The organism is Modestobacter sp. VKM Ac-2977 (assembly GCF_026968045.1).
In the GTDB taxonomy this organism is placed as follows: domain Bacteria; phylum Actinomycetota; class Actinomycetes; order Mycobacteriales; family Geodermatophilaceae; genus Modestobacter.
The window spans coordinates 631,082-654,005 of sequence record NZ_JAPVBQ010000001.1; the positions used below are offsets into that span (position 1 = coordinate 631,082).

General features: G+C 74.3%; 24 protein-coding genes and 1 pseudogene. 13 read left to right on the forward strand and 12 right to left on the reverse strand.

The features are described 5' to 3' along the window. Positions 1–495 precede the first annotated feature (495 nt). The 4 genes from O2V63_RS03035 to O2V63_RS03050 all read right to left on the reverse strand — a co-directional run bounded on the left by O2V63_RS03035 (position 496) and on the right by O2V63_RS03050 (position 4,640). Positions 496–1,515: an ABC transporter permease subunit gene (locus O2V63_RS03035; protein ID WP_269166089.1), complete on the reverse strand. Its 1,020-nt coding sequence runs from the start codon at positions 1,513–1,515 to the stop codon at positions 496–498. Beyond that, a complete protein-coding gene (locus O2V63_RS03040) occupies positions 1,512–2,426 on the reverse strand; it encodes an ABC transporter ATP-binding protein (protein WP_269166090.1) in 915 nt (304 codons plus the stop codon). Before O2V63_RS03040 ends, O2V63_RS03035 begins: the two co-directional genes overlap by 4 nt. A gap of 106 nt (positions 2,427–2,532) precedes the next feature. Next, complete coding sequence (locus O2V63_RS03045) at positions 2,533–3,528, reverse strand: MsnO8 family LLM class oxidoreductase (RefSeq protein WP_269166091.1); 996 nt, start codon at positions 3,526–3,528, stop codon at positions 2,533–2,535. Further along, positions 3,528–4,640 carry a spore photoproduct lyase family protein gene (locus tag O2V63_RS03050; protein WP_269166092.1) on the reverse strand — a complete coding sequence of 371 codons (1,113 nt, stop codon included), beginning with the start codon at positions 4,638–4,640 and terminating at the stop codon, positions 3,528–3,530. Before O2V63_RS03050 ends, O2V63_RS03045 begins: the two co-directional genes overlap by 1 nt. 99 nt (positions 4,641–4,739) lie before the next feature. Between O2V63_RS03050 and O2V63_RS03055 the strand changes: the two genes are divergently transcribed. Then, positions 4,740–5,159, forward strand: a complete 420-nt coding sequence (locus O2V63_RS03055) for a DUF350 domain-containing protein (RefSeq protein ID WP_269166093.1) — start codon at positions 4,740–4,742, stop codon at positions 5,157–5,159. A gap of 29 nt (positions 5,160–5,188) precedes the next feature. On the opposite strand, the pseudogene O2V63_RS03060 reads toward O2V63_RS03055, so the two are convergent. Continuing rightward, positions 5,189–6,037 (reverse strand): annotated as a pseudogene (locus tag O2V63_RS03060) (EamA family transporter); the annotation flags it as partial. 71 nt (positions 6,038–6,108) lie between these two features. On the opposite strand from O2V63_RS03060, the gene O2V63_RS03065 reads away from it, so the two are divergent. The 3 genes from O2V63_RS03065 to O2V63_RS03075 all read left to right on the forward strand — a co-directional run bounded on the left by O2V63_RS03065 (position 6,109) and on the right by O2V63_RS03075 (position 9,399). Further along, complete coding sequence (locus O2V63_RS03065; RefSeq protein WP_269166094.1) at positions 6,109–7,014, forward strand: LysR family transcriptional regulator; 906 nt, start codon at positions 6,109–6,111, stop codon at positions 7,012–7,014. Positions 7,015–7,127: 113 nt separating this feature from the next. After that, positions 7,128–8,315, forward strand: a complete 1,188-nt coding sequence (locus tag O2V63_RS03070; protein ID WP_269166095.1) for a zinc-dependent alcohol dehydrogenase — start codon at positions 7,128–7,130, stop codon at positions 8,313–8,315. A 142-nt stretch (positions 8,316–8,457) separates the two neighbouring features. Beyond that, positions 8,458–9,399: a GGDEF domain-containing protein gene (locus O2V63_RS03075; RefSeq protein WP_269166096.1), complete on the forward strand. Its 942-nt coding sequence runs from the start codon at positions 8,458–8,460 to the stop codon at positions 9,397–9,399. A gap of 10 nt (positions 9,400–9,409) precedes the next feature. Here the strand turns inward: O2V63_RS03075 and glgA are convergent, their stop codons facing one another. Next, a complete protein-coding gene (glgA, locus tag O2V63_RS03080) occupies positions 9,410–10,582 on the reverse strand; it encodes a glycogen synthase (RefSeq protein WP_269166097.1) in 1,173 nt (390 codons plus the stop codon). Between the two features lie 72 nt (positions 10,583–10,654). Here glgA and glgC point away from each other — a divergent pair, with 72 nt between their 5' ends. Next, positions 10,655–11,875, forward strand: a complete 1,221-nt coding sequence (glgC, locus tag O2V63_RS03085) for a glucose-1-phosphate adenylyltransferase (RefSeq protein WP_269164895.1) — start codon at positions 10,655–10,657, stop codon at positions 11,873–11,875. Positions 11,876–11,881: 6 nt separating this feature from the next. Beyond that, positions 11,882–12,400: a 2'-5' RNA ligase family protein gene (locus tag O2V63_RS03090; RefSeq protein WP_269166098.1), complete on the forward strand. Its 519-nt coding sequence runs from the start codon at positions 11,882–11,884 to the stop codon at positions 12,398–12,400. On the opposite strand, the gene O2V63_RS03095 is transcribed toward O2V63_RS03090, so the two are convergent. Further along, complete coding sequence (locus tag O2V63_RS03095) at positions 12,397–13,074, reverse strand: O-methyltransferase (RefSeq protein ID WP_269166099.1); 678 nt, start codon at positions 13,072–13,074, stop codon at positions 12,397–12,399. The genes O2V63_RS03090 and O2V63_RS03095 overlap by 4 nt on opposite strands. 234 nt (positions 13,075–13,308) lie before the next feature. On the opposite strand from O2V63_RS03095, the gene sigE reads away from it, so the two are divergent. The 5 genes from sigE to O2V63_RS03120 all read left to right on the forward strand — a co-directional run bounded on the left by sigE (position 13,309) and on the right by O2V63_RS03120 (position 16,965). Further along, complete coding sequence (gene sigE, locus O2V63_RS03100; protein ID WP_269166100.1) at positions 13,309–13,914, forward strand: RNA polymerase sigma factor SigE; 606 nt, start codon at positions 13,309–13,311, stop codon at positions 13,912–13,914. Then, the gene (locus O2V63_RS03105) at positions 13,911–14,489 is read left to right on the forward strand and encodes an anti-sigma factor family protein (protein ID WP_269166101.1); all 579 of its coding nucleotides are present in this window, start codon (positions 13,911–13,913) and stop codon (positions 14,487–14,489) included. Before sigE ends, O2V63_RS03105 begins: the two co-directional genes overlap by 4 nt. A gap of 245 nt (positions 14,490–14,734) precedes the next feature. Continuing rightward, positions 14,735–16,096: a S1C family serine protease gene (locus tag O2V63_RS03110; protein ID WP_269166102.1), complete on the forward strand. Its 1,362-nt coding sequence runs from the start codon at positions 14,735–14,737 to the stop codon at positions 16,094–16,096. 92 nt (positions 16,097–16,188) lie between these two features. Then, positions 16,189–16,581: a twin-arginine translocase TatA/TatE family subunit gene (locus tag O2V63_RS03115; RefSeq protein ID WP_269166103.1), complete on the forward strand. Its 393-nt coding sequence runs from the start codon at positions 16,189–16,191 to the stop codon at positions 16,579–16,581. A gap of 45 nt (positions 16,582–16,626) precedes the next feature. Next, a complete protein-coding gene (locus tag O2V63_RS03120; protein ID WP_269166104.1) occupies positions 16,627–16,965 on the forward strand; it encodes a TfoX/Sxy family protein in 339 nt (112 codons plus the stop codon). 74 nt (positions 16,966–17,039) lie between these two features. Here the strand turns inward: O2V63_RS03120 and O2V63_RS03125 are convergent, their stop codons facing one another. Further along, positions 17,040–18,200, reverse strand: coding sequence for an Mrp/NBP35 family ATP-binding protein (locus tag O2V63_RS03125; protein WP_269166105.1), 1,161 nt, complete (start codon positions 18,198–18,200; stop codon positions 17,040–17,042). Positions 18,201–18,352: 152 nt separating this feature from the next. On the opposite strand from O2V63_RS03125, the gene O2V63_RS03130 reads away from it, so the two are divergent. Together O2V63_RS03130 and O2V63_RS03135 are read left to right on the forward strand one after the other, a co-directional pair. Continuing rightward, positions 18,353–19,060, forward strand: a complete 708-nt coding sequence (locus O2V63_RS03130; RefSeq protein WP_269166106.1) for an AzlC family ABC transporter permease — start codon at positions 18,353–18,355, stop codon at positions 19,058–19,060. Continuing rightward, positions 19,057–19,374, forward strand: coding sequence for an AzlD domain-containing protein (locus O2V63_RS03135; RefSeq protein WP_036337551.1), 318 nt, complete (start codon positions 19,057–19,059; stop codon positions 19,372–19,374). Before O2V63_RS03130 ends, O2V63_RS03135 begins: the two co-directional genes overlap by 4 nt. A gap of 46 nt (positions 19,375–19,420) precedes the next feature. Here the strand turns inward: O2V63_RS03135 and O2V63_RS03140 are convergent, their stop codons facing one another. From O2V63_RS03140 to O2V63_RS03155, 4 genes are read right to left on the reverse strand one after another with little or no spacing between them, the layout of a single operon-like run. Further along, positions 19,421–19,822: a universal stress protein gene (locus O2V63_RS03140; RefSeq protein ID WP_269166107.1), complete on the reverse strand. Its 402-nt coding sequence runs from the start codon at positions 19,820–19,822 to the stop codon at positions 19,421–19,423. After that, positions 19,819–21,360, reverse strand: a complete 1,542-nt coding sequence (locus O2V63_RS03145; RefSeq protein WP_269166108.1) for a tripartite tricarboxylate transporter permease — start codon at positions 21,358–21,360, stop codon at positions 19,819–19,821. Before O2V63_RS03145 ends, O2V63_RS03140 begins: the two co-directional genes overlap by 4 nt. Beyond that, positions 21,353–21,895, reverse strand: coding sequence for a tripartite tricarboxylate transporter TctB family protein (locus O2V63_RS03150; RefSeq protein ID WP_269166109.1), 543 nt, complete (start codon positions 21,893–21,895; stop codon positions 21,353–21,355). Before O2V63_RS03150 ends, O2V63_RS03145 begins: the two co-directional genes overlap by 8 nt. Further along, positions 21,892–22,911, reverse strand: a complete 1,020-nt coding sequence (locus O2V63_RS03155; RefSeq protein WP_269166110.1) for a Bug family tripartite tricarboxylate transporter substrate binding protein — start codon at positions 22,909–22,911, stop codon at positions 21,892–21,894. Before O2V63_RS03155 ends, O2V63_RS03150 begins: the two co-directional genes overlap by 4 nt. Positions 22,912–22,924: the final 13 nt, after the last annotated feature.

Sequence of the window (22,924 nt, forward strand, 5' to 3'; positions counted from 1 at the left end):
ACGAAGCCGGCCGCGGCGTAGAAGGGCAGGTTCGCCGGGTCCGTGGTCTCCAGGGCCCACCCCGGCCGGTACCGGCCAGCCGGACGAGTCCGCGGCCGAGCAGCTCGCGCCCGTGCCCGCGGCGCTGGGCGGCGGGGTCCACGGCGAGGAACTGCGGGTGGGCGTGCGGCTCGGTCGGTCGCAGCCCGCCGAGCGCAGCCAGCGCGACCCCGACCTCCTGGGCGCGCGCCGTCCCGACGAGGGCCGCGAACAGGCCGCCGAGCGTCGGCAGGGTCGGCTCAGCGGGAGAGGGTGCGGCCGCCCGCCACACCGCCAGACCGACGGGTGGGTCTCCGGCGACGTCAACCTGCCCGCCGCCGTCCTGCACCTGCTCCAGGTACCGGCCCAGCCACGCGGCGGCGGCGTCGAGGCGGTGCGCGCGGTCGGGGAAGAGCCAGGCGACCAGCGGGTCCTCGGCGTGGGCGCGGGCCAGCAGGGTGCGGGCCTGAGCGGGGGTCAGTGCAGGTCGCGGCGGGTGAACAGCACAGTGCCCAGGGTGAGGACGACGGCGGTCACCACGGCCATGAAGACCCCGGCCTGCAGGTTGCCCAGCAGGTACTCGGTGGACTGCCCGGTGACCGGGTCGAAGCCGGTGTAGAGGGTCAGCCCGTCCGGCACCACCAGAGCCGAGGCGTTGTTGGTGAGCAGCCAGGGCTGCCAGTCCGGGCGCACGGCCCGTACCGCCGTCTCCAGCACCGCGAAGTAGACGAACCCCACCCCGAGCGCTGCCCCGGTGTTGCGCACCAGGTTGGTCAGGCCGAACCCCAGCAGCCCGGCCAGCGTGGTGAGCAGCACGCCGCGTCCGGCGGTGGCCAGCAGCTCCGACCAGAACCCGTCGGGCAGGGCGACCCCGTCGCCGGCGAAGGTCTGCCAGAGGCCGGCCATCGCCAACCACGCGCCCTGCGCGACCACGCCGAGGACGGCGGAGGCCGCGGTGACGACGACGATCTTGGCGCCGAGCACCCGGGGCCGCCGGGTCTCCCAGAACAGCAGCGCGATCATCGACCGGGAGGACCACTCGGCGCCGACGAACGTGGCGCCGACCAGGAAGGCCAGCACCGCACCCGCTGCGCTGAACGCCACCGCTCCGGCGACGCCGTCCGCGGCGAAGGAGAACGGCGCCGGGTCCAGGTACCAGTCGAGGTCGAGGTCCGCGGCGGTGACCGGCGCGCCGCACCACTCCTCGGGGGAGACGTCCGCCGGGACGTCGTCCGAGGCCAGGCACTCCGCCCGGAACTCGTTCGCCCGTTCCACCTCCACCTGCAGCTGCTGCTGTGCCGCGGCGAGCCGCTCGGGGGTGGTGGAGGCGTACTGGGTGAGGCCGATGACGGTGACGGTCGCCCAGCCGAGCGCCGCGAGGAGCAGCAGCACCTGGATGAACCGGCGGGCTCGGAAGCGGTGCGCCTCGGCCCGCAGCAGCCCGCCGAACCGGCCGGCGGGTGCGGTCGGGGGCGCCTCGGTGTGGACGGCGGTCATGCCGGCTCCGCCGTCAGTGCCAGGAACGCGCTCTCCAGGTCCGCCGCCACCGGGGTCAGCTCCTCCAGGTAGTGGCCGTGCTCGGCGAGCACCCGGGTGACCTCACCCGGCGCCGGGACAGCGGAGACCAGCAGTGCGTCCTCGCTCGGGGTGACGGTGAAACCGGCGGCGGTGAGCACGGCGGTCGCGGCCGCCCGGTCGGGCACGCGCACCCGCACGTCCCCGGAGGACCGGCCGGCGAGCACCTCGTGCACCGGGCCGGAGGCGATGCAGCGGCCCCGCGCCATGATCGAGACCCGGTCGGCGACCTGCTCGATCTCGGCGAGCAGGTGCGAGCTGAGCAGCACCGTCGTCGAGCCGTCGTGGCCCAGTCGGCGGATGAGCTCGCGGACGTCCCGGATGCCGGCCGGGTCCAGACCGTTGCTGGGCTCGTCCAGGATCAGCAGCTGCGGGGACTTCAGCAGCGCGGCGGCGATGCCCAGCCGCTGCTTCATCCCCAGCGAGTAGCCCTTGAACCGGTCGTCGGCCCGGTCGCGCAGCTCGACGGTCTCCAGCACCTCCTCGACCCGGGTGCGCGGCACCCCGGCGGCCTCGGCGAGCAGCCGCAGGTTGCGGCGGCCGGAGAAGCCGGGGAAGAACAGTGGGGTCTCGACCAGCGCGCCCACGCTGCCGATCACCTGCGGGAGCCCGTCGGGCACCGGCCGGCCCAGCAGTCGCACGTCGCCGGCATCGGGCCGGATCAGGCCCAGCAGCACCCGGATGGTCGTCGTCTTGCCCGAGCCGTTCGGGCCGAGGAACCCGTGCACGCCGCCGGACTCGACCACCAGCTCCAGGGAGTCCAGGGCCTGCTGCGGCGGGCGGCCGCGTCGGGCGTAGCTCTTGGACACCGCGTGCATCTCCACGGCCGGCACGGATGCCTCCTGTCGCGACGGGGCTGGGCGGGAGCACCGTGGCACAGCGCGCGCCCGGGCGACACCACCTGGCGTGCGTGTCCGGAACGAGTCCGGCCGCCGGTGGTCAGCGCGCGGCGCGCGGTGCGCCGAGGAGCGCTGCCAGTGCGGCGTCGGAGGCAGCGAGCGCCGTCCGGTCGTGCGTGCTGCTGGAGGCGACCAGCTCGGCGGCGCCGGTCCGGTCGAGCAGCTCGGCCAGCCGGCTCGCCACCTGGGCGGGGGTGCCGGCGATCGCGGCGGCGGCGGTCTGCTCGACGTAGGACTGCTGGCGCGGGGTGGGCGTGTGGGCCCGGATCCCCGCCACCGGTTCCAGGGGCGGGAAGACGCCGGTGGTGCGGGCCCTGGCCATGGCCCAGGCCTCGGGCAGCAGCAGGTCGGTGGCCTCGCCGGCGGTGTCGGCGACCAGCACGTCGAGGCTGATCGCCACCCGCGGCTCCGGTGCCTCCTCGCTCGGCCGGTAGCTGCGCCGGTACCCCGCCAGTGCGGCCAGCCCGGGCTCCGGGTCGCCGGCCACGCCCAGCAGCGGGCCGCCGACGATCACCGGCAGCCCCAGCTCGGCCGCGACCGTGAGTCCCGAGCCGGTGGCCAGCACGAACATCGGGACGGCGGTGGCCGGGCGGGGGTGCGCGGTGATCGCCGCCGAGCCGGCGAGGAACGCCCGCAGCTCGGCCAGGTCGTCGGCGAAGTCCGGCTCGCCGGTGGAGCGCAGCGCCCGCCGTACGGGGGCGGTGAAGCCGGGGGAGCGGCCCAGGCCCAGGTCGACCCGGCCGGGGGCGAACGCGCTCAGGGTGGCGAACTGCTCGGCGACGACCAGCGGCTGGTGGTGCGGCAGCATCACGCCGGCCGAGCCGAGCCGGATGGTCGTCGTCCGGCCGGCTATCGCGGCCAGCAGCACTGCCGGGGCGGCACCGGCGACGCCCGGCACGCCGTGGTGCTCGGCGACCCAGAACCGCGCGAAGCCCAGCCGCTCGGCGGCGACCGCCCGCTCGACGGTGGCGGTCAGTGCGGCGGCGTCCGGCTCGTCCACCCGGGTGCGGGCGCGGTCCAGCAGGGAGAGGCGCATCAGAACGCGTAGCGGACGTGCAGCCACGGGGCGTGCTGCCGGATGAGCTGCTGCAGCCGGTCGACCCCTGCCCGCTTCACGTCGTTGCGGTACCGGACGTTGACCTGGCCGTTCTGGCTGACCTTGGGCTGCTGGAGCTCCGGGCGCCAGAGCAGGTCCTCGGCCTGGGGGTGCCAGCCCAGGTTGACCTCGTGCAGGCCCTCGTTGTGGGTCAGCATGATCACCTCGGCGGCGGCCTGGGCCTTCGCGTCGTCGGAGAGCTCGTCGTCCAGCTGCTGCAGCAGCGCCGTCCAGTCGGCCTCCCAGCCCTCGCGCAGCACGACGGGGGAGAGGTTGAGGTGCACCTCGTAGCCGGCCGCGACGAAGTCGTCGACGGCGGCGATCCGCTCACCGACCTTGCTGGTGCGCACGTCCAGCACCGTGGCGTCGGACTGGGGCATCAGCGAGAAGCGGAGGCGGGTGCGGCCCTGCGGGTCGAGCTCGAGCAGCTGCCGGTTGACGTACTTGGTGGCGAAGGACGCCTTCGCCGTCGGCAGCGTGCGGAAGGTGGCGACCAGGTCGGCGACGTTGTCGCTGACCAGCGCGTCGACCGAGCAGTCGCTGTTCTCGCCGAGGTCGTAGACCCAGCTCTCCGGGTCGCACTGGTCGGGCTCGGTCTTCGAGCCCTGGCGGGCGACGTGCCGGCGCAGGTAGCCGGTGATCTGGTCGATGTTGGTGAACACCGTGATCGGGTTGGCGTAGCCCTTCTGCCGCGGCACGTAGCAGTAGGCGCAGGCCATCGCGCAGCCGTTCGCGGTCGAGGGCGCGATCCAGTTGGCCGAGCGGCCGTTGGGCCGGGCCGACAGCGACTTCTTGACCCCGAGCACCAGCGTCTCGGTCTTCACCCGCACCCAGCGGTCGACGTTGCCCTCGTTGCCGTGCAGGTCGGGGATCTGCCAGTGCGAGGGCACCTCCACGAGCTCCGCACCGGGGAAGCGGGCCAGGACCTGCCGCCCGCGCGGGGAGGCGGCGGCCGCGGGCTCCGCGTAGACCGTGCGCACCTGCAGCAGCCGGTTGGCGACCGGTGTCTCGGGCGGGAGGACGTCGTCGAACAGGGTCAGGGCGTCCGTCACACCCGGTGCAGCGCTGCCCGGCCGACGGCTGTTCCACCGGGCGATGTGGTGATGGCCCTAGGCTCAGCGCTCCGCCGTCCCCCAACTCGGAGGTCCTCTGTGCTGGCCAGCATCGGCTACGCCGTCGCCTACACCGGCGTCGGCATCCTGCTGCTCGTGGTGGGCGCCCTCGCTCTCGACCTGCTCACCCCCGGCCACCTGGCCAAGCACATCTACGAGGAGCGCTCGGTCAACGCCGGCATCGCGCTGGCGGCCGGCCTCCTCGGGCAGGGCGCGATCGCCTTCACCACCATCTGGACCAACGCGACCAGCGGGTTCGGGCGGGCGCTGCTCTACACCGTCGTCTTCGGGCTGCTCGGCGTGCTGCTGCAGGCGCTGGTGTTCCTGCTGCTCGACCTGCTCACCCCTGGGCGGCTGGGCCAGCACCTCACCGAGGTGACCTTCCACCCCGCGAGCCTGATCTCCGCCGGTGCGACGCTCGCGGTGTCGGCGATCATCGTCGCGTCCATCTGGCCTTGAGCGGGCCGGCGCGTCGTCGTCGCCAGCAGCACCCCGGCGACGACGACGGCGCCGCAGCCGAGCTCCACCGCTGACGTGCGGTCGCCCAGCGCCAGCCACGAGGCGCCGATGCCGACCACCGGTACGAGCATCGAGAAGGGCGCGACCGTGCTCGACGGGTGCCGGGCCATCAGCGCCGTCCACAGGCCCGACCCGAGCAGGGTCGCCACGACGACGGTGTAGAGCAGCCCGGCCAGTGCCAGCAGGCCCTGCCGGCTGTCCAGCGTGGTGAACGACCGGGCGATCGCGTCCGGTCCCTCGGCGACCAGGGAGACCGCGAGCATCGGCAGCGGCGGCACCACGCTCATCCAGAGGGTGAGCTTGAGCGGCTCGGACGCCCGCGCCTGCCGGGTGCAGAGGTTGCCCAGTGCCCAGCCCAGCCCGCCGCAGAGGGTGAGCAGCACGGGCAGCGCCAGCGCGGCGCCGCCGATCTCGGCCCGGTAGAGGGCGATGCCGCCCAGCCCGGCGACCGCGATGCCGATGCCGGTGAGCTGGCGGGCGGTGAGCCGCTCGTGCAGCAGCAGCCCGGCCAGCAGCACGGTGAACGGCGCCGAGGACTGCAGCACGAGCGAGGCCAGCCCGGTCGGCATGCCGGTGTCCATCGCCAGGTAGAGGAAGAAGAACTGCAGGACGCCGAACCCGGTGCCGTAGCCGATCAGCCAGCGCAGCGGCACGTCGGGGCGCGGCACGAACAGCAGCGTCGGGACGGCGAGGAGGGCGAACCGCAGCGCGACCAGGGCGAAGGGCGGGAACTGCTCCAGCGACAGGTGGATGGCGGTGAAGTTCAGCCCCCAGAGCACGGCGACGAGGCAGGCGAGCAGGCGGTCACGGAGGGGCACGGGACGAGCCTGCCGTCCGGCGTCGTCCAACTCCAGTGAAGAGTTGTTGACCGTCCGTTCAGACTGTCTACATGGACTTGAGGACCCTGGAGACCCTTCGCGCCGTCCGCAGTCAGGGCGGGGTCACCGCGGCGGCCGGCGTCCTGCACCTGACGCCCTCGGCGGTCTCGCAGCAGCTGGCCGCGCTCACCGCGGAGATGGGCGTGCCGCTCACCGAGCGGGTGGGGCGCGGACTGCGGCTCACCCCGGCGGGTGCGGCGCTGGCCGACGCCGCCGTCGACGTCGCCGTGGCGGTTGAGCGCGCCCGGGCGGCCTGCCACGCCGATCGGGACCTGCCGGTCGGCACGGTGCGCGTCTCGGCCTTCCAGAGCGCCGCCCAGCTGATCTTCCCCCGGCTGCTCGGCGCCGTCGCCGGCTGGGACGGCGTGACGCTGGAGTGCGCCGACGAGGACGTCGCGCTCGCCGACTTCGCCGACCTCACCGACCGCTTCGACGTGGTGGTCGCCCACCGTCCGGACGGCGCCGCGGACTGGCCTCCCGGGGTGCGGGTCGTGCCGCTGTTCCGCGAGCCGCTGGACGTCGCGGTGGGCCCTGGGCACCGGCTCGCCGACCGATCGGCGATCACCCCCGACGAGCTCGCCGGCGAGGCCTGGATCACCGTGCGCGAGGGCTTCCCCGTGGCGCCGGTGCTGGCCGCGGTGGCGGCCCGGTCGGGGGCTGCACCGCGCATCGCCCACCGGATCAACGACTTCGCGGTGGCCGCGGCGATGGTCGCAGCCGGGCACGGGATCTCGCTGCTGCCGCGGTACACCACCTCCTCCCTGCCGGGGGTGCGGTTGCTGCCGCTGACCGGGGTGCCGGCGGGGCGCCGGGTGGAGGCGCTGCTGCGCCCGGACCGGGCCGAGCGGCGGGTGGTGGCGCGGGTGGTCGACGCACTGACGGGTCTGGCTGCCGAGATCGACGGCCGAGCCGGCTGATCGGCACGGCCGCCGGGTGGACGGCTCCCGTCGGACGGCAGTGCCGTTTGGCCTGGTCGGGCGAGGGCACCGGGACCAGGACGACGCAGCGTGCGTCCGACGAACGGAGCCCCATGAAGGCAGTGACCTGGCACGGCAAGCAGGACGTCCGGGTGGACACCGTGGACGACCCCTTCGTCCAGGCCCCCACCGATGCGGTGATCCGGGTGACGACGACCAACATCTGCGGCTCGGACCTGCACCTGTACGACCCGCTGGCGCCCTTCATGGGCGTGGGCGACGTGCTCGGTCACGAGGCGATGGGCCAGGTCGTCGAGGTCGGCGCGGAGGCCGGCGACCTCAAGATCGGTGACCGGGTCTCCATCCCGTTCCAGATCTCCTGCGGGCACTGCTGGATGTGCCAGCAGCACCTGTACACGCAGTGCGAGACCACCCAGGTGCGCGACCAGGGGATGGGTGCGGCGCTGTTCGGCTTCTCCAAGCTCTACGGCGAGGTGCCGGGCGGGCAGGCCGAGTACCTGCGGGTGCCGCAGGCGCAGTTCACCCACATCAAGCTGCCCGAGGGGCCGGCCGACGACCGGTTCGCCTACCTCTCGGACATCCTGCCCACCGCCTGGCAGGGCGTGGAGTACGCCGGGGTGCCCGACGGCGGCACGCTCGTGGTCCTGGGGCTGGGCCCGATCGGTGACTTCGCCTGCCGGATCGGCCAGCACAAGGGCTACCGGGTGATCGGCGTGGACCTGGTACCCGAGCGGCTGGCCCGGGTCGCCGCCCGCGGCATCGAGGTCCTGGACCTGCGCGAGCACTCCGACGACCTGGGCGACGCGATCCGGGACATGACCGACGGGCGGGGGCCGGACTCCGTGCTCGACGCGGTCGGCATGGAGGCCCACGGTTCGCCGGCGACCGGGTTCGTGCAGAAGGCGGCCGGGTTGCTGCCGCGGGCCGTCGCCGCCCCGGTGATGAAGGAGGCCGGAGTCGACCGGCTCAACGCCCTGTACTCGGCGATCGACATCGTCCGGCGCGGCGGGACGATCTCGATCTCCGGTGTCTACGGCGGCGCGGCCGACCCGATGCCGATGATCACGCTGTTCGACAAGCAGATCCAGCTGCGGATGGGCCAGGCGAACATCAAGCGCTGGGTCCCGGACATCATGCCGCTGCTCACCGACGCCGACCCGCTCGGCGTGGACACCTTCGCCACCCACCGGCTGCCGATGTCCCAGGCACCGGAGGCCTACAAGGCGTTTCAGGAGAAGGCCGACGGCTACGTGAAGGTCCAGCTCAAGCCCGAGCTGTGAACCCGCCCGGTGGCCGGTCCCGCGGGGGGCCGGCCGCCGGCCGTCGGGTCACCCGTGCGGGTCGTCCCGGCCGACGAACGCGCGGTGCCCGTTCTCCCCGGACCGATGAGGTGGCATGGAATGGACGCGCAGCGCGCCTGAGGTGGCGACTGCCCGCGTCATCGGACCGGTCATCGGGGCGCTGTACCTGGCCGGGGGGCTCGCCGTCCTCACGGTCGTCGCGTTCGGCGGCGGGGCGCGGCCCGTCTCGCCCGCGCTGGTGGCGATCGGCCCGGTCGCCATGCTGGCCGGCGGTGCGGTGGTCCGCTGGGGCCACCACCTGCCGCGGTCGGTGTTCCACCTGCTCGTGTTCCTGGGCACCACGCTGATCAGCGTCGTCGTCTACACCGCGCCCGACCCGGCGTCGGCCATGGCGCTGGCCAGCATCTACTCCTTCGTGGCCGTGGCGGCGTTCTTCCTCTTCGCGCTACCGGTGGCCTCGGCCTACCTGGTCCTCGCGCTCGCCGCCTGCACCGTCGTCCTGCCGATGCGCGGGGTGCCGGCCGGGCCGGTCGTCGCGCTCGCCGTCGTCATGGCCGCCATCGGGCTGGTGGTCGCCACGCTGGCCCGGCGCGCCTCCGCCGCCAGCCTGGACGGGCTCACCGGCCTGGCCAACCGGCGCGGCTTCGACGACGCGCTCGAGGAGACGGTCCGGATCGCGGGGCGCACCGGCGCCGACCTTTCCGTGGCGCTGGTGGACATCGACCACTTCAAGTCCATCAACGACCAGCACGGGCACGCCGCCGGCGACGAGCTGCTCCGGACGGTGGCAGACGAGTGGCTGCCCCGGGTGCCCCGCGGGTCCGTGCTCGCCCGGCACGGCGGCGACGAGTTCGCGCTGCTGCTCCCCGCCCACGCCGGCCCGGCCGCGCTCGCGGTGGTCGAGCAACTGCGGCGCGCCTCCGCGGGCGTGCCGCTGTCGATCGGCGTCGCCGAGCACGAGCCGGGCGAGCCGACCTCCCAGTTCATGCGCCGTGCCGACAGCGCGCTCTACCGGGCGAAGGCGGCCGGACGTGCGCGCAGCGTCCTCGCCGAGGACCGCTGAGCAGCTCGGGTCAGCGGCGGCCGGCGAGCACCGACTCGTAGACCTCGGCGGTCTGCTGGGCGATCGCCGGCCAGCCGAACTCCGCCAGCACCCGCTCCCGGCCGGCCGCGCCCATCGCGGCGGCGCGGCCGGGGTCGGCGAGCAGCTCGGCCATCCGCGCCGCCAGCCCGGCGGCGAAGGCGGTCGGGTCCTCGGCGTCGTAGGGCACCAACAGACCGGTGCGGCCGTCGTCCACGACCTCCGGGATGCCGCCCACGGCGCTGGCCACGACCGCGGTGCCGCAGGCCGCGGCCTCCAGGTTCACGATGCCCAGCGGCTCGTACACCGACGGGACGACGAAGACCGTCGCCCCGGTGATCAGCGGCACCAGCTGCTCGCGCGGCAGCATCTGCTCGATCCACACCACGCCGGTGCGGCGGGTCTGCAGCTCGGCCACGGCGTCGGCCACCTGCGCGCGCTCGGCCGGGGTGTCGGGCGCGCCGGCGCAGAGCACCAGGCCGGCCTCGGGGGGCAGCTGCTCGGCCGCGGCCAGCAGGTGCATCAGCCCCTTCTGCCGGGTGATCCGGCCGACGAACAGCGCGTACGGCCGGTCGGGGTCGACCCCCACCGAGCGGACGACGTCGGGCGCCTCGATCGGCCGGTAGGCCTGGGCGTCCACCCCGTTGCCGACCACGACGACCTTCGCCGGGTCCAGGTCGGGGTAGACGTCGAGGACGTCGGCCCGCATGCCCCGGCTGACCGCGATCACCGCGTCGGCGGAGGCGTAGGCGGTGCGCTCCACCCAGGAGGAGAGCCGGTAGCCCCCGCCCAGCTGGTCGGCCTTCCACGGCCGGCGGGGCTCCAGGGAGTGTGCGGTCACCACGTGCGCGGAGCCGTGCACCAGCGAGGCCAGGTGCCCGGCGTGGTTGGCGTACCAGGTGTGCGAGTGCACCAGCTCGGCGTCGGCCAGCGCGGCGGCGATCTCCACGTCGACCCCGACGGCCTGCAGCGCGCCGTTGGCGGCCTGCAGCCCGGACGGCACCCCGTGGCCGGTCGCGTCGGCGCGGGGCCCGCCGAAGCAGTGGACGTCCAGCTCCGGCCCCTGCTCGAGTCCACGCAGGGCGGCGACGAGGTGCTCGACGTGCACCCCGGCCCCTCCGTAGACGTCCGGCGGCCATTCCCGGGTGATCACTCCGACGCGCACGGACTCACCCTAGGTGGTCGGAGCGGGCGGGCAGGGGGAGCGGACGCCGCGTGCACCCGTTACGGTCCGTCCATGCGTGGCGGCCCTCGAGTTCTCGGCATCGTGCTGGCAGGTGGTGAGGGCAAGCGCCTCGCCCCGTTGACCCAGGACCGGGCGAAGCCCGCGGTCCCCTTCGGGGGCAACTACCGGCTCATCGACTTCGTGCTGTCCAGCCTGGTCAACGCCGACATCCGGCGGATCGCGGTGCTCACCCAGTACAAGAGCCACTCGCTGGACCGGCACATCACCACCGTGTGGCGGATGTCGACGCTGCTGGGCAGCTACATCACCCCGGTGCCGGCGCAGCAGCGGCTGGGCCCTCGCTGGTACACCGGCAGCGCCGACGCGATCTACCAGAGCCTGAACCTGATCTACGACGACCGGCCGGAGATCGTCGTCGTCTTCGGTGCCGACCACGTGTACCGGATGGACCCGTCGCAGATGATCGACCAGCACCTGGCCACCGGCGCGGGCGTGACCGTCGCGGGCCTGCGGGTGCCCCGTAAGGAGGCGACCGCCTTCGGCGTCATCGACGCCGACGAGAACGGCAAGGTGCGCCAGTTCCTGGAGAAGCCGGCCGACCCGCCGGGGATGCCGGGCAGCCCGGACGAGACGTTCGCGTCGATGGGCAACTACGTGTTCACCACCGACGCGCTGCTCGAGGCGCTGCGGGTCGACGCCGCCGACGAGAACTCGGTGCACGACATGGGCGGGTCGATCATGCCGATGATGGCCGACGCCGGTGACGCCTACGTCTACGACTTCAGCAGCAACGTCGTGCCCGGCGAGACCGAGCGCGACCACGGCTACTGGCGGGACGTGGGGACGCTGGACGCCTACTACGACTCGCACATGGACCTGGTCTCGGTCAGCCCGATCTTCAACCTCTACAACGACCGCTGGCCCATCTACACCCTGCCGCCGATGCTGCCGCCGGCGAAGTTCGTGCTGGGCGGCCGGGCCGAGGAGTCGATGGTCAGCGCCGGGGTGATCATCGACGGCGGCTCCGTGCACGGTTCGGTGGTCGCACCGAACGTGCGCCTGGAGCGCGGTTCGCGGGTCGAGGCCAGCGTGCTGATGGACGGCGTCCACATCGGTGAGGGCGCCGTCGTGCGCCGCGCCATCCTGGACAAGAACGTCGTCGTCCCGCCGGGAGCGCAGATCGGGGTCGACCCCGAGCGGGACCGGGAGCGGTACCACGTGAGCGCGAGCGGCATCACCGTCCTGGGCAAGGGCTCCCGCGCCATCCTGTAGCCGACGGTGCCGTCACCGCTGATCGTGACGCTGCTGCTGGACGACGACGCCCAGCAGCGGTTCGACCGGCTGCGGGCGGCGCACTTCCCGCCGGAGCGCAACCACCTGCAGGCGCACGTGACGCTCTTCCACGCGCTGCCCGGCGAGCACCGGGCGGCCGTCGGTCGGGAACTGGCGGCGGTGGCTGCGCGACCGGGGTTCGAGGTCGCGGTCACCGGGGTCCGCTTCCTCGGTCGTGGCGTCGCGCTGGACCTGTCGGCGCCAGAGCTGACGACGCTGCGCGCCGTCCTGGCCGATGCCTTCGACCCGTGGCTGACCCGGCAGGACCGGCAGTGGTCCCGCCCGCACGTGACGGTGCAGAACAAGGTCGCCCCGGAGGTGGCCCGCGCGCTGCACGCCGAGCTGACCGCGTCGTTCGTGCCGGAGACGGTCACCGCCCGGGGGCTCGGCCTCTGGCGCTACCTCGGCGGGCCGTGGGCCGCGGAGGCGGAGTTCCCGTTCGGCCAGGGGGCCTCGTTCGGCTAGGTGCGCTTGGTGGCGACCAGCAGGCCGGTGCCGATGGGCAGCACCGCGCAGGTCAGCGTCTCGTCCTCGCGCAGCGTCCGGGCGATCTCCCGCCACGCGACGGTCTGCGCGTCGCGGGCCGCGGGGTCGGCGATCTTGTCCTCGGCGAGCAGGCCGTGGCAGATGAGCGACCCGCTGTGCCGGATGAGCCCGAGCAGTCCGACCAGGTTGCTGGCGTACTCCAGCGGCGGGCCGGCGCAGCTGACCAGGTCGTAGGCGCCGGGGGACAGCCGCGGCAGCACCTCGCCGGGCGTCCCGAAGATCAGCCGGGTCCGGCCGCTGGGGACGCCGGCCTCGGTGAAGGCCTGCCGGGCCGCACGCAGCTCGGCCGGGTCGGCGTCCAGGGCGGTGAGGACGCCGTCGGGGCGCATCCCCTGCAGCAGCCAGAGCCCGGCGACGCCGCCACCGCTGCCGATGGACACCACCGAGCGGGCGTCGCAGGCGGCGGCGAGGACGGAGAGGGTCGCGCCCACCGCCGGCTCGACCGGGACCTGGGTCCCGAACGCCTCGGCGGAGGTCACGGCCCGCTGGCGGGCGGCCACCTGGGCGGGGGTCTCGGCGGCGAAGCCGTCGGCATAGGCCGCCGCGCCCGTCGGGGAGCCGCCGGTGGGGGGCGGTCCGGCAACGCTGGTCACCGGGCGAGGGTAGTGGCGAGGGCGGGGTCCCCGCCCGGCCGGGTGGGGGGAGGGGACGACGCTCGGTCGACTGCCTGGCAACTGGCTGTGTGTCTGCGCCGCACGGGAACACCGACTGCGCACCCGGCCGTTGGACCGGACGTGCGTCTCTCGCGTACCACCAGCCAGCGCTCCGTCGAGCGGTCCACCCCCGCTGGGGAGGTGTCGACCTCGGCCGTCTGCGATCCTGGGGCCGTGACCGAGCCCACCGCGACCGGGTCGGCGGCCCCCGCCGGCCTCGAGCCCGTGCCCCCCGCGGCCGAGGGTTGGGTGGCGCCCACCTGGGAACAGGTCGTCCGGGACCACTCGGCGCGTGTCTACCGGTTGGCCTACCGCCTCTCCGGCAACCAGCAGGACGCCGAGGACCTCACCCAGGAGACCTTCGTCCGGGTGTTCCGCTCGCTCGCCGACTTCTCCCCGGGCACCTTCGAGGGCTGGTTGCACCGGATCACCACGAACCTGTTCCTGGACATGGTGCGTCGCCGGCAGCGCATCCGCTTCGACGCCCTTCCCGAGGACACCGAGCGGCTGCCCGGCTCCGCGCCGTCCCCGGAGCAGGTCTACGCCGACACCCACCTCGACCCGCAGATCCAGGCCGCCCTCGACGCGCTCTCCCCGGAGTTCCGGGTCGCGGTCGTGCTGTGCGACATCGAGGGCCTCACCTACGAGGAGATCTCGGCGACCCTCGGCATCAAGCTCGGCACCGTCCGAAGCCGCATCCACCGCGGTCGCGTGCAGCTGCGGGAGGCGCTGGCCCACCTCGCCCCCGGCCGCCCCGTCCCCGCCGTGGAGGTGTCGTGAGCATCCCGGAGAGCCACCTCGCCCAGGAGGCGATCGCCGCCCTCGTCGACGGAGAGCTCTCCGGCGGCGCAGCGAACCGGGCGGCCCGGCACCTGGCCGGCTGCGCACAGTGCCGGATGGCGGTCGCCGCCCAGCGCGAGGCCAAGGACGCGCTGCGGCACGGGGTCGACGTCGTGGTCCCCGGTGACCTCATCTCCCGGCTGCAGGCCATCCCGTTCACGGCCGCCGGGCCCGGCGGCGGGCTGGGCTCGTTGAGCGCCGGTGCCGACGGGCTCGCGGCCACCGGCGCGGGTGGCTCCTGGGCGATCCCGCTCGCGCCCGCCGAGGCCCCGACCCGGCCCGACAGCAGTGCCCGCTGGCTGCGGCGGGGGATGACCGGGGCGCTGGCCGGCCTCGGCCTGGGGGTCGCCGCACTCGCCGTCAACCTGCCCACCGCCGACCTGCCCCACCGGGAGCCGGTGGCCGACGCCGTCCGCTACACGGCGCCGACCGAGCGGACCGACATCGTCCCGCCCGTGGTGCGCACGTTCACCGTCGGTTCCGCCACCGGCCTGCCCGCCGGCGGGACGCCCTGAGCGGGACGTCCGGCACCGAGCCGTCCGACGCCGGCTCCCGTCCCGCCGACGCCGGCCACGCGGTCGGCCGGCCCGACGAGCAGCCGACCGCGTACGCCCGACCCGCGGGGACGACGGGCGCCTTCGCGCCCACCGACGCCCGGCTGCAGCCCAGCACCCCGCCGGCCCCGGCTCCCCAGCCGGAGCAGCAGGCGGCCTTCGGTCGGCCCGCCGCGGTCGACGGGTCGTTCGGTGCCGACCGCCCGGTGCCGGCGCCCCGGCCGGTGCCCCCACCGCCCCCGGAGGCGGTGCTGCGGGCCTTCGCCCCCCGGGACGGCGCCACCGGTCTGGGTGAACCCCCGGGCGGCCGTCCTGCGCGGCGGCGCACCGCAGTGGCCCCCTTCTGGAAGCCCGACGCGGCCGCGGACCCGTGGCGCGACCCGCACGCCCCCGCTGCGCTGGGTGCACCCGCGCAGTACCCGCAGGAGCAACCGCCGCCCGGCCCGGTGCTGCCGGAGCCGCAGCGTCGCGGCAAGGTCCGGCTGCGCGACCTCTCCGTCCGGCTGACGGTGCTGGCCCTGCTCAGCCTGCTCCTGGTCGGCATGGTCGGCGGCACGACCGCCTGGTACCTGGGCCGGACGGCCGACGAGGCGCCGTTGCTGGCGGAGGGCACCCAGCTCTCCGAGGTGTCCCCGGGGACCAGCCGGGAGCCCGGTTCGATCGCCGACATCGCCGGCCGGATCATGCCTGCCGTGGTCTCCATCGAGGTCCGGCTGGCCAGCGCCGGCGCCACCGGGTCCGGGGTCGTGGTGGACGCCGAGGGCGGCTACATCGTCACCAACAACCACGTGATCTCCGGTGCCGCCGACGTCGAGGGTGCGGAGATCCGGGCGGTCTTCAGCGACGGCAGCGGCTCGACCGCCCGCATCGTCGGCCGCGACCCGGCCAGCGACCTCGCCGTCCTCAAGGTGGAGAAGCCCGGGCTGGTCGCGGCGTCCCTCGGCGACGTGGGCGACCTCGTCGTCGGTGACCCCGTGGTGGCGATCGGCTCACCGCTGGGCCTGGCCGGCACGGTCACCAGCGGCATCGTCAGCGCGCTGGACCGCCCGGTGCGGCTGACCGGCGAGGGCAGCGACACCAACGCCGTGATCAGCGCCGTGCAGACCGACGCGCCGATCAACCCCGGCAACTCCGGTGGCGCACTGGTCGACGCCACGGGTGCGGTCATCGGGATCAACACCGCGATCGCCTCGGTGGCGGGCGCCGGCACCACCGGCGGCTCGATCGGCCTCGGCTTCGCCATCCCGATCGACACGGTGCGGGACATCTCCGAGGAGCTGATCAGCACGGGGACGGCGGTGCACGCCTCGCTGGGGGTGAACGCCCGCACGGTCACCGACGGCACCCGCGACGGGGCGCTGGTGCTCAACGTCGAGCCCGACAGTGGTGCCGCCGAGGCGGGGGTGCAGGAGCAGGACGTGGTCATCGCGGTCGACGGCGAGCCGGTCGTCAGCTCGGAGGAACTGGCCGTCGAGGTCGACGCCCGCGAGCCGGGTGACACGGTGACCCTCGAGCTGGTGCGCGGTGGCAGTTCCCGCGAAGTCGACGTCACCCTCGGCGTCGCCTGACACCTGCTGTTGGGCTGCGGGTCGTCCGTCAGCAAGCCGGCCCACCTACGCTGGACACGGACCGCGTTCCGCGGCGGGCGCGAGGAGGAGCGGTGTTCGACTCGATCGGCTGGGGCGAGATCGTCGTCCTGGCACTGGCGGCGCTGTTCATCTTCGGCCCCGACCGCCTGCCCACGCTCGCCAAGGACGCCGCGAACGGGTTGAAGAAGGCGCGGGATGCGGTCACCGGGGTGCGCGGGCAGCTGCACGACACCCTGGGCGACGACTTCGACCACCTGCGCGACATCGACCTGCGGCAGTACCACCCGAAGACGTTCATCCGGTCGCAGCTGATGGGTGACGACGACGCCCCGGCCCGGACGGGGAGCACCGCCGCGAGCGCAGCTGCTGCGGGAGCGACCGCAGCCGGCTGGTCCCCGGCGGGACAGACGACCCGCACGCGGGACGCGAGCACCCCGCCGCCGTTCGACGTCGACGCGACCTAGGCCGCGTCTCCGGGACTCCGCGACTCGACAGGGAGGAGCCGGTGCATGGCTCACGACGCTGAGCTCGCGGACCGCGTCCGCACTGCGCTCTCGGACCGGGCCGTCCGCGAGGTGAGGATGTTCGGCGGCCTCGCGTTCATGGTCGACGAGAAGATGGTCGCCTGCGTCTCGGGCGGCGGGGGCGCCCTGCTCGTGCGCGTGTCCCGCAGCCGCGATGCCGAGTACCTGGCGGTGCGCGGCGCCCGTCGGGCAGAGATGGGGAAGGGCCGGTCGATGGGCGAGGGGTGGATCGCCGTCGACGAGGACGCGCTCATGGAGGACGAGGACCTGCAGTTCTGGGTCGACGCCGTCCTGGACCACCACGCCGGGGCAGCGGGACGCTGACCGCACCCGTCCACCGAAGCGCGAGAGGCCGGTCACCCCGCGTGGGGTGACCGGCCTCTGTCGCGCGGGGGTGGCTACCGCTTGACCGGGGTCAGCCCCAACGACATGCCGGACAGCCCGCGCTGGCGGACGGCGAGGGCGTCGGCGATCGCGGACAGCGACTGGGCGGCGGGCGCGTCGGGCTGGGCGAGCACGATCGGTGCCCCGGCGTCGCCGGCCTCGCGCAGCCGGGTGTCCAGCGGGATCTGGCCCAGCAGCGGCACCCGCGCACCGAGGGTCTTGGTGAGCGCGTCGGAGACGGCCTGGCCGCCGCCGGAGCCGAACACCTCCATCCGGGAGCCGTCGGGCAGCTCCAGCCATGACATGTTCTCCACGACGCCGACGACCTGCTGGTGGGTCTGGGTGGCGATCGCGCCGGCCCGCTCGGCCACCTCGGCTGCGGCGAGCTGCGGCGTCGTCACGACCAGGATCTCGGCGTTGGGGACCAGCTGGGCCACCGAGATCGCGACGTCACCGGTGCCGGGCGGGAGGTCCATCAGCAGCACGTCCAGGTCGCCCCACCACACGTCGGCGAGGAACTGCTGGAGCGCACGGTGCAGCATCGGCCCACGCCAGACCACCGGGGTGTTGCCCGGGGTGAACATGCCGATCGAGATGACCTTCACGCCGTAGGACTGCGGCGGCATGATCATGTTGTCGACCTGGGTGGGCTTGTCGTCCACGCCGAGCATCCGGGGCACCGAGTGGCCGTAGATGTCGGCGTCCACGACGCCCACCGACAGGCCCTTCTTGGCCAGGGCCGCGGCCAGGTTCACCGTGACACTGGACTTGCCGACGCCGCCCTTGCCCGAGGCGACCGCGTAGACCCGGGTCAGCGAGCCCGGCTGGGCGAAGGGGATGACCGGCTCGGCCGCGTCGCTGCCGCGGACGGTCTTGCGCAGCTCGGTGCGCTGCTCGTCGCTCATGACGTCCAGGCCGACCGCCACGGAGGTGACGCCGGGGACGGCGGAGACGGCCTGGGTGACGCGGTTGGTGATGGTCTCGCGCATCGGGCAGCCGGCGACGGTCAGGTAGACCTCGATGCGCACCGCGCCCGGGTCGCCGCCGACGCCGATCTGCACGTCCTTGACCATGCCCAGCTCGGGCAGCGGACGGTTGATCTCGGGGTCCTGGACGGTCGCCAGAGCCGCGTTCACGGCGTCCAGCTCCGGCGATCCGGTCAGCGTGTCGGACATGCGCGTTGTGTCTCCTTCGACGGGGAGCCTGCGGATTCCGGGCCCCTGCGGGGGCCCGCGCGCGGGCGACCCCCACTGTACGGCGGCTGATCACCTCGCCCCGGGTCAGCGGGTGTGAGCCAGGCCAACCCCGGGAGCCCTAGGGTCGGCGCGTGCCGTCCTCCGCCCGCACCGCCACGCTCCGGGACGCCGTCGGGCTCGGTGTTGCGGTGGGGCTGTACGGGGTCGCCTTCGGTGCGGCGGCGGCCGGCGCCGGGCTGGACACCTGGCAGGCGGTGGCGACGTCGGCGCTGATGTTCACCGGCGCCTCCCAGTTCGCGATGATCGGGGTGCTCGGCGCCGGCGGGGGAGCGTTCTCCGCCGTCGGCAGCGCCCTGCTGCTCGGTACCCGCAACACCGTCTATGGCGTCCGGCTGGCCCCGATGCTGGCGCTGCGGGGCTGGCTGCGCCGGGCCGGCGCGGCGCACTGGGTGATCGACGAGACGACGGCGATGGCGGTCGCCGCACCGGACCGGGAACTGGGCCGGCTGGCGTTCTGGGTCACCGGCGCGACCATCTACCTGGGCTGGAACGCCACGACGCTGGTCGGATCGCTGGGGGCCGCGGCGCTGGGCGGGACGGCGCAGGCCGCGCTGGACGCCGTCGTGCCCGCGGCCTTCCTGGCGTTGCTGTGGCCCCGGCTGCAGCGCTCGGCGCGGGAGCCGGGCGTGCAGCGGCGGGTGGCCCTGGGCGGCGCGGTCGTCGCGCTGGCGCTCACCCCGTTCGTGCCGGCCGGGGTGCAGGTGGTGCTGGCCGTGGTCGCGGTGGCGCTGGCCGGCCGGCCGCGGACGGCGGCGTCCCCGCGGGAGGGGGCCGCGTGAGCACCGGGACGCTGTGGGCGGTGGTGCTGGTCGGCTCGCTGGGCTGCTACCTGCTGAAGCTGGCGGGGCTCTCGGTGCCGGCGGCCTGGGTGGAGCGGCCGTGGGTGACCCGGGTGGTGGAGTTCGTGCCGGCGGCGCTGCTGGCCGCGCTGGTCGCCGTCCAGGCCGCGACGTCGGGGCCGGACCTGGTCGTCGACGGACGGCTGGTCGGGCTCGCCGTGGCCGCGGTGGCGCTGGCGCTGCGGGCGCCGTTCATCGTCGTCCTGGTGCTCGCCGGTGCAGCCGGTGCGCTGGTGCACGTCGTCACCGGTTGACCGGGTGTGGTCGCCGTCCCGCCGTGGGGACGGCGACCCATCCAGGTCAGCCGGCCGACGGGGCCTTGACCGACAGCACCGGGCACTCGGCCTCCAGCAGGATGCGCTGGGCGTCGCTGCCGAAGACGAGCTTGCCGGTGGGCGACCGCCGGCGGATCCCGATCACGATGAGCGAGGCGCCGAGTCGCGTCGCCGTCGCCACCACCTCGTCCGCCCCGTTCTGGCCGCCGACGTGCTGCTCGAGCTCGAAGGTCAGGCCGGTCTCCTCGAGCAGGCCGCGGACCTCGGCGAGGTCCTCGGGACTGGCGTAGGAGGGATCGACGTAGGCGTCCCCGCGCGAGGTGTTCAGCACGTGGAGCTGCTCCCCACGCAGGTCGGCCTCCTCCACCGCCGCCCGCAGGGCCGCGCGGCCCTCCGGCTTGGGCACGTAGCCCACCACGATCGTCACGACGAACTCCTCTCGGACTCGGCAGGCGTGGCGACCACGGCGGCCAGCTCTGCCTCGGTACGGGCCTGGCGGCGGCGGAGCCACCAGCCCAGGAACAGGAAGACCACGAGCGCCGCGTACACGACCGCCGCGAAGGGGCTGGTGACCAGGACCGTGGGGTCGCCCTGGCTGATGGCCAGGGCGCGGCGGAGCTGCTCCTCGGCGATGGGGCCCAGGATCAGCCCGACCACCGCCGGCGCGATCGGGAAGCCGAAGTTGCGCATCGCCCAGCCCAGCAGGCCGAGGAGGAACAGCAGGACCAGGTCCTCGGTCGAGGCGCCGACGGAGTAGCTGCCCAGCGCGGCGAAGGTGAGGATGCCGGCGTACAGGTAGGGCCGGGGGATCTGCAGCAGCTTCACCCAGATGCCCACCAACGGCAGGTTCAGCACCAGCAGCAGGACGTTGCCGATGTAGAGGCTGGCGATCAGCGCCCAGATCAGCGCCGACTCGTCCTGGAACAGCAGCGGCCCCGGCTGGATCCCGTAGCTCTGGAAGGCGGAGATGAGGATCGCCGCCGTTGCCGAGGTGGGGAGGCCGAGGGTGAGCAGGGGCACCAGGACCCCGGCCGCCGAGGCGTTGTTGGCCGCCTCCGGGCCGGCGACGCCCTCGATGGCGCCCTTGCCGAACTCCTCGCGGTGCTTGGAGAGCTTCCGCTCCGCCGAGTAGGACAGGAACGTCCCGACCTCCGCCCCGCCGGCGGGCAGGGTGCCGATCGGGAAGCCGATGGCGGTGCCGCGCAACCACGGCTTCCACGAGCGGCGCCAGTCGTCCTTCGTCATCCAGCCCTTGCCCGCCGGCACCAGGGGGATGGGGCCGCGGCGCATCCGCGAGGCGACGTGGAGCGCCTCCCCGACGGCGAAGACCCCGACCGCCACGACGACGACGTCGATGCCGTCGGCGAGCGCGGGCAGCCCGAGGGTGAACCGCTGCTGCCCGGTGAGCGTGTCGGTGCCGACCAGGCCGAGGAACAGCCCGATCCCGAGCGAGGCGATCCCCCGGGGCGGGCTGGAGCCCAGCACCGCGGCCACGGTAAGGAAGGCGAGCACCAGCAGGGCGACGTAGTCCGCCGGGCCGAGCTGGACCGCCAGCCGGGCGATCGTGGGCGCCACCAGGGTCAGCGCCACGGTGGCGATCGTGCCGGCCACGAACGAGCCGATGGCCGCGGTGGCCAGCGCCGCCGAGCCCCGGCCGGCCTTGGCCATCCGGTTGCCCTCCAGGGCGGTGATGATGGAGGAGGACTCACCGGGGGCGTTGAGCAGGATGGACGTGGTCGACCCGCCGTACATGCCGCCGTAGTAGATGCCGGCGAACATGATGAAGGCCGCGGTGGGCTCCAGCGAGTAGGTCAGCGGCAGGAGCAGCGCCAAGGTCATCGCCGGGCCGATGCCGGGCAGGACGCCGACGGCGGTGCCCAGCGTGACGCCGATCAGCGCGTAGAGCAGGTACATCGGCTGCAGGGCGGTGGCGAACCCGTCGAGCAGCGCGCCGAAGTCACCCAAGGAAGCTCACCCTCTCCAGCGGTCCGGCCGGCAGGTAGAGGTCCAGCAGCTGGGTGAACAGGACCTGGGTGGTGAAGGCGAGCACGGCCCCGATGAGCACGGGCCGCCACCAGGGGCGGGCGCCCAGCGACCAGGCGGCACCGGCGAAGAGCACGGTCGCTGCGATGGGCCAGCCGAGGGGTTCCACCAGGACGACGAGGGCGGCGAAGGACCCGGTCAGCTTCAGCACGGTGGGCCAGTCGGTGGTGGCCGTCGGATCGACGTCCTCCCCCTCCTCGGCGGCGCCACCGCGCCCGCGGGCCAGGTCGACGAAGAGGGCGAGGGAGGTGAGCACCAGCAGCACCCCGACCGCGTACGGGAAGGCCTGCGGGCCCACGGTGTTCACCGAGCTGGGCGCGACGATGGTGCTGGCGTCGACCAGGGTGAAGACCCCCAGCGCGAGCAGCCCCACGGGGAAGGCAGCCTCTGCCCAGGACCACGCCCGCCCCGGCGTACCGGTGCGGGCGTGGTCCTCAGCGGCTGCAGACGAGCTCACTCCACCAGCCCGATGTCCTGCAGGACACCGCGCACCCGCTGCTGCTCCTCCTCGAGGAAGGCGTCGAACTCGTCGCCGGACAGGTAGGTGTCCTCCCAGTCGTTGAGCTCCAGCCGCTCCTGCCAGGCGTCGGACTGCACGGCCTCGTCGACGAGGTCGATCAGGTTCTGTCGGGCCTCGTCGGACAGGTCAGGCGGTCCGACGACCCCACGCCAGTTGCTGAGCTCGACGTCCAGCCCCGCCTCGGTCAGCGTGGGAGCGTCGATGCCCTCGACCCGCTCGGCGCCGGAGACGGCCAGCGCGCGCAGCTCGCCGGCCTCGATCTGCTCGGCGTACTCGGAAACACCGGAGATGCCGGCGGAGACCTGGCTGCCCAGCAGTGCGGCCAGGGACTCACCGCCACCGGAGTAGGCCACGTAGTTCAGGTCCTCGATCGGCACGTCTCCGGCCTGGGCGATCAGCCCGGCCAGGATGTGGTCGGTGCCGCCGGCCGAGCCGCCGGCGATCGACACCGACCGGCCGTTGGCCTTCATGTCGTCGACCAGGTCCTGGATGTCCTGGTACGGCGAGTCCGCGGGGACGACGACGATCTCGTCCTCGGCCGTGAGCCGCGCGATCGGGGTGCTGTCCTCCAGCGTGGCCTGGGACTGGTTGGTCTCGATGGCGCCCAGCATCACCAGGCCCATCACCATCAGGAACTCCTCGCTGCGCTCGTTGGCGAGCTCGGCCAGGCCCACGGTCCCGCCGGCGCCGCCGACGTTGGTGACCTGGGTGCTCCCGGCGAGCTCGGCCTCCTCGATGGAGGCGGCCAGCGCCCGGGCGGTCGAGTCCCAGCCGCCACCGGGGTCGGCCGGGGCCATCAGCTCGAGGCGGTCGACCGCCGCCTCCGCGGTCACCTCGCCGTCACCGGAGTCGCTGCAACCGGTGAGCAGCCCCAGGAGCGCCGCGCCGGCCACGGCGGTCAGCCGCCAGGGGTGGGCGCCGGAGCGTGGTCGTGCGCTGAGGGTCAGGGACATCAGGTGGACCTCC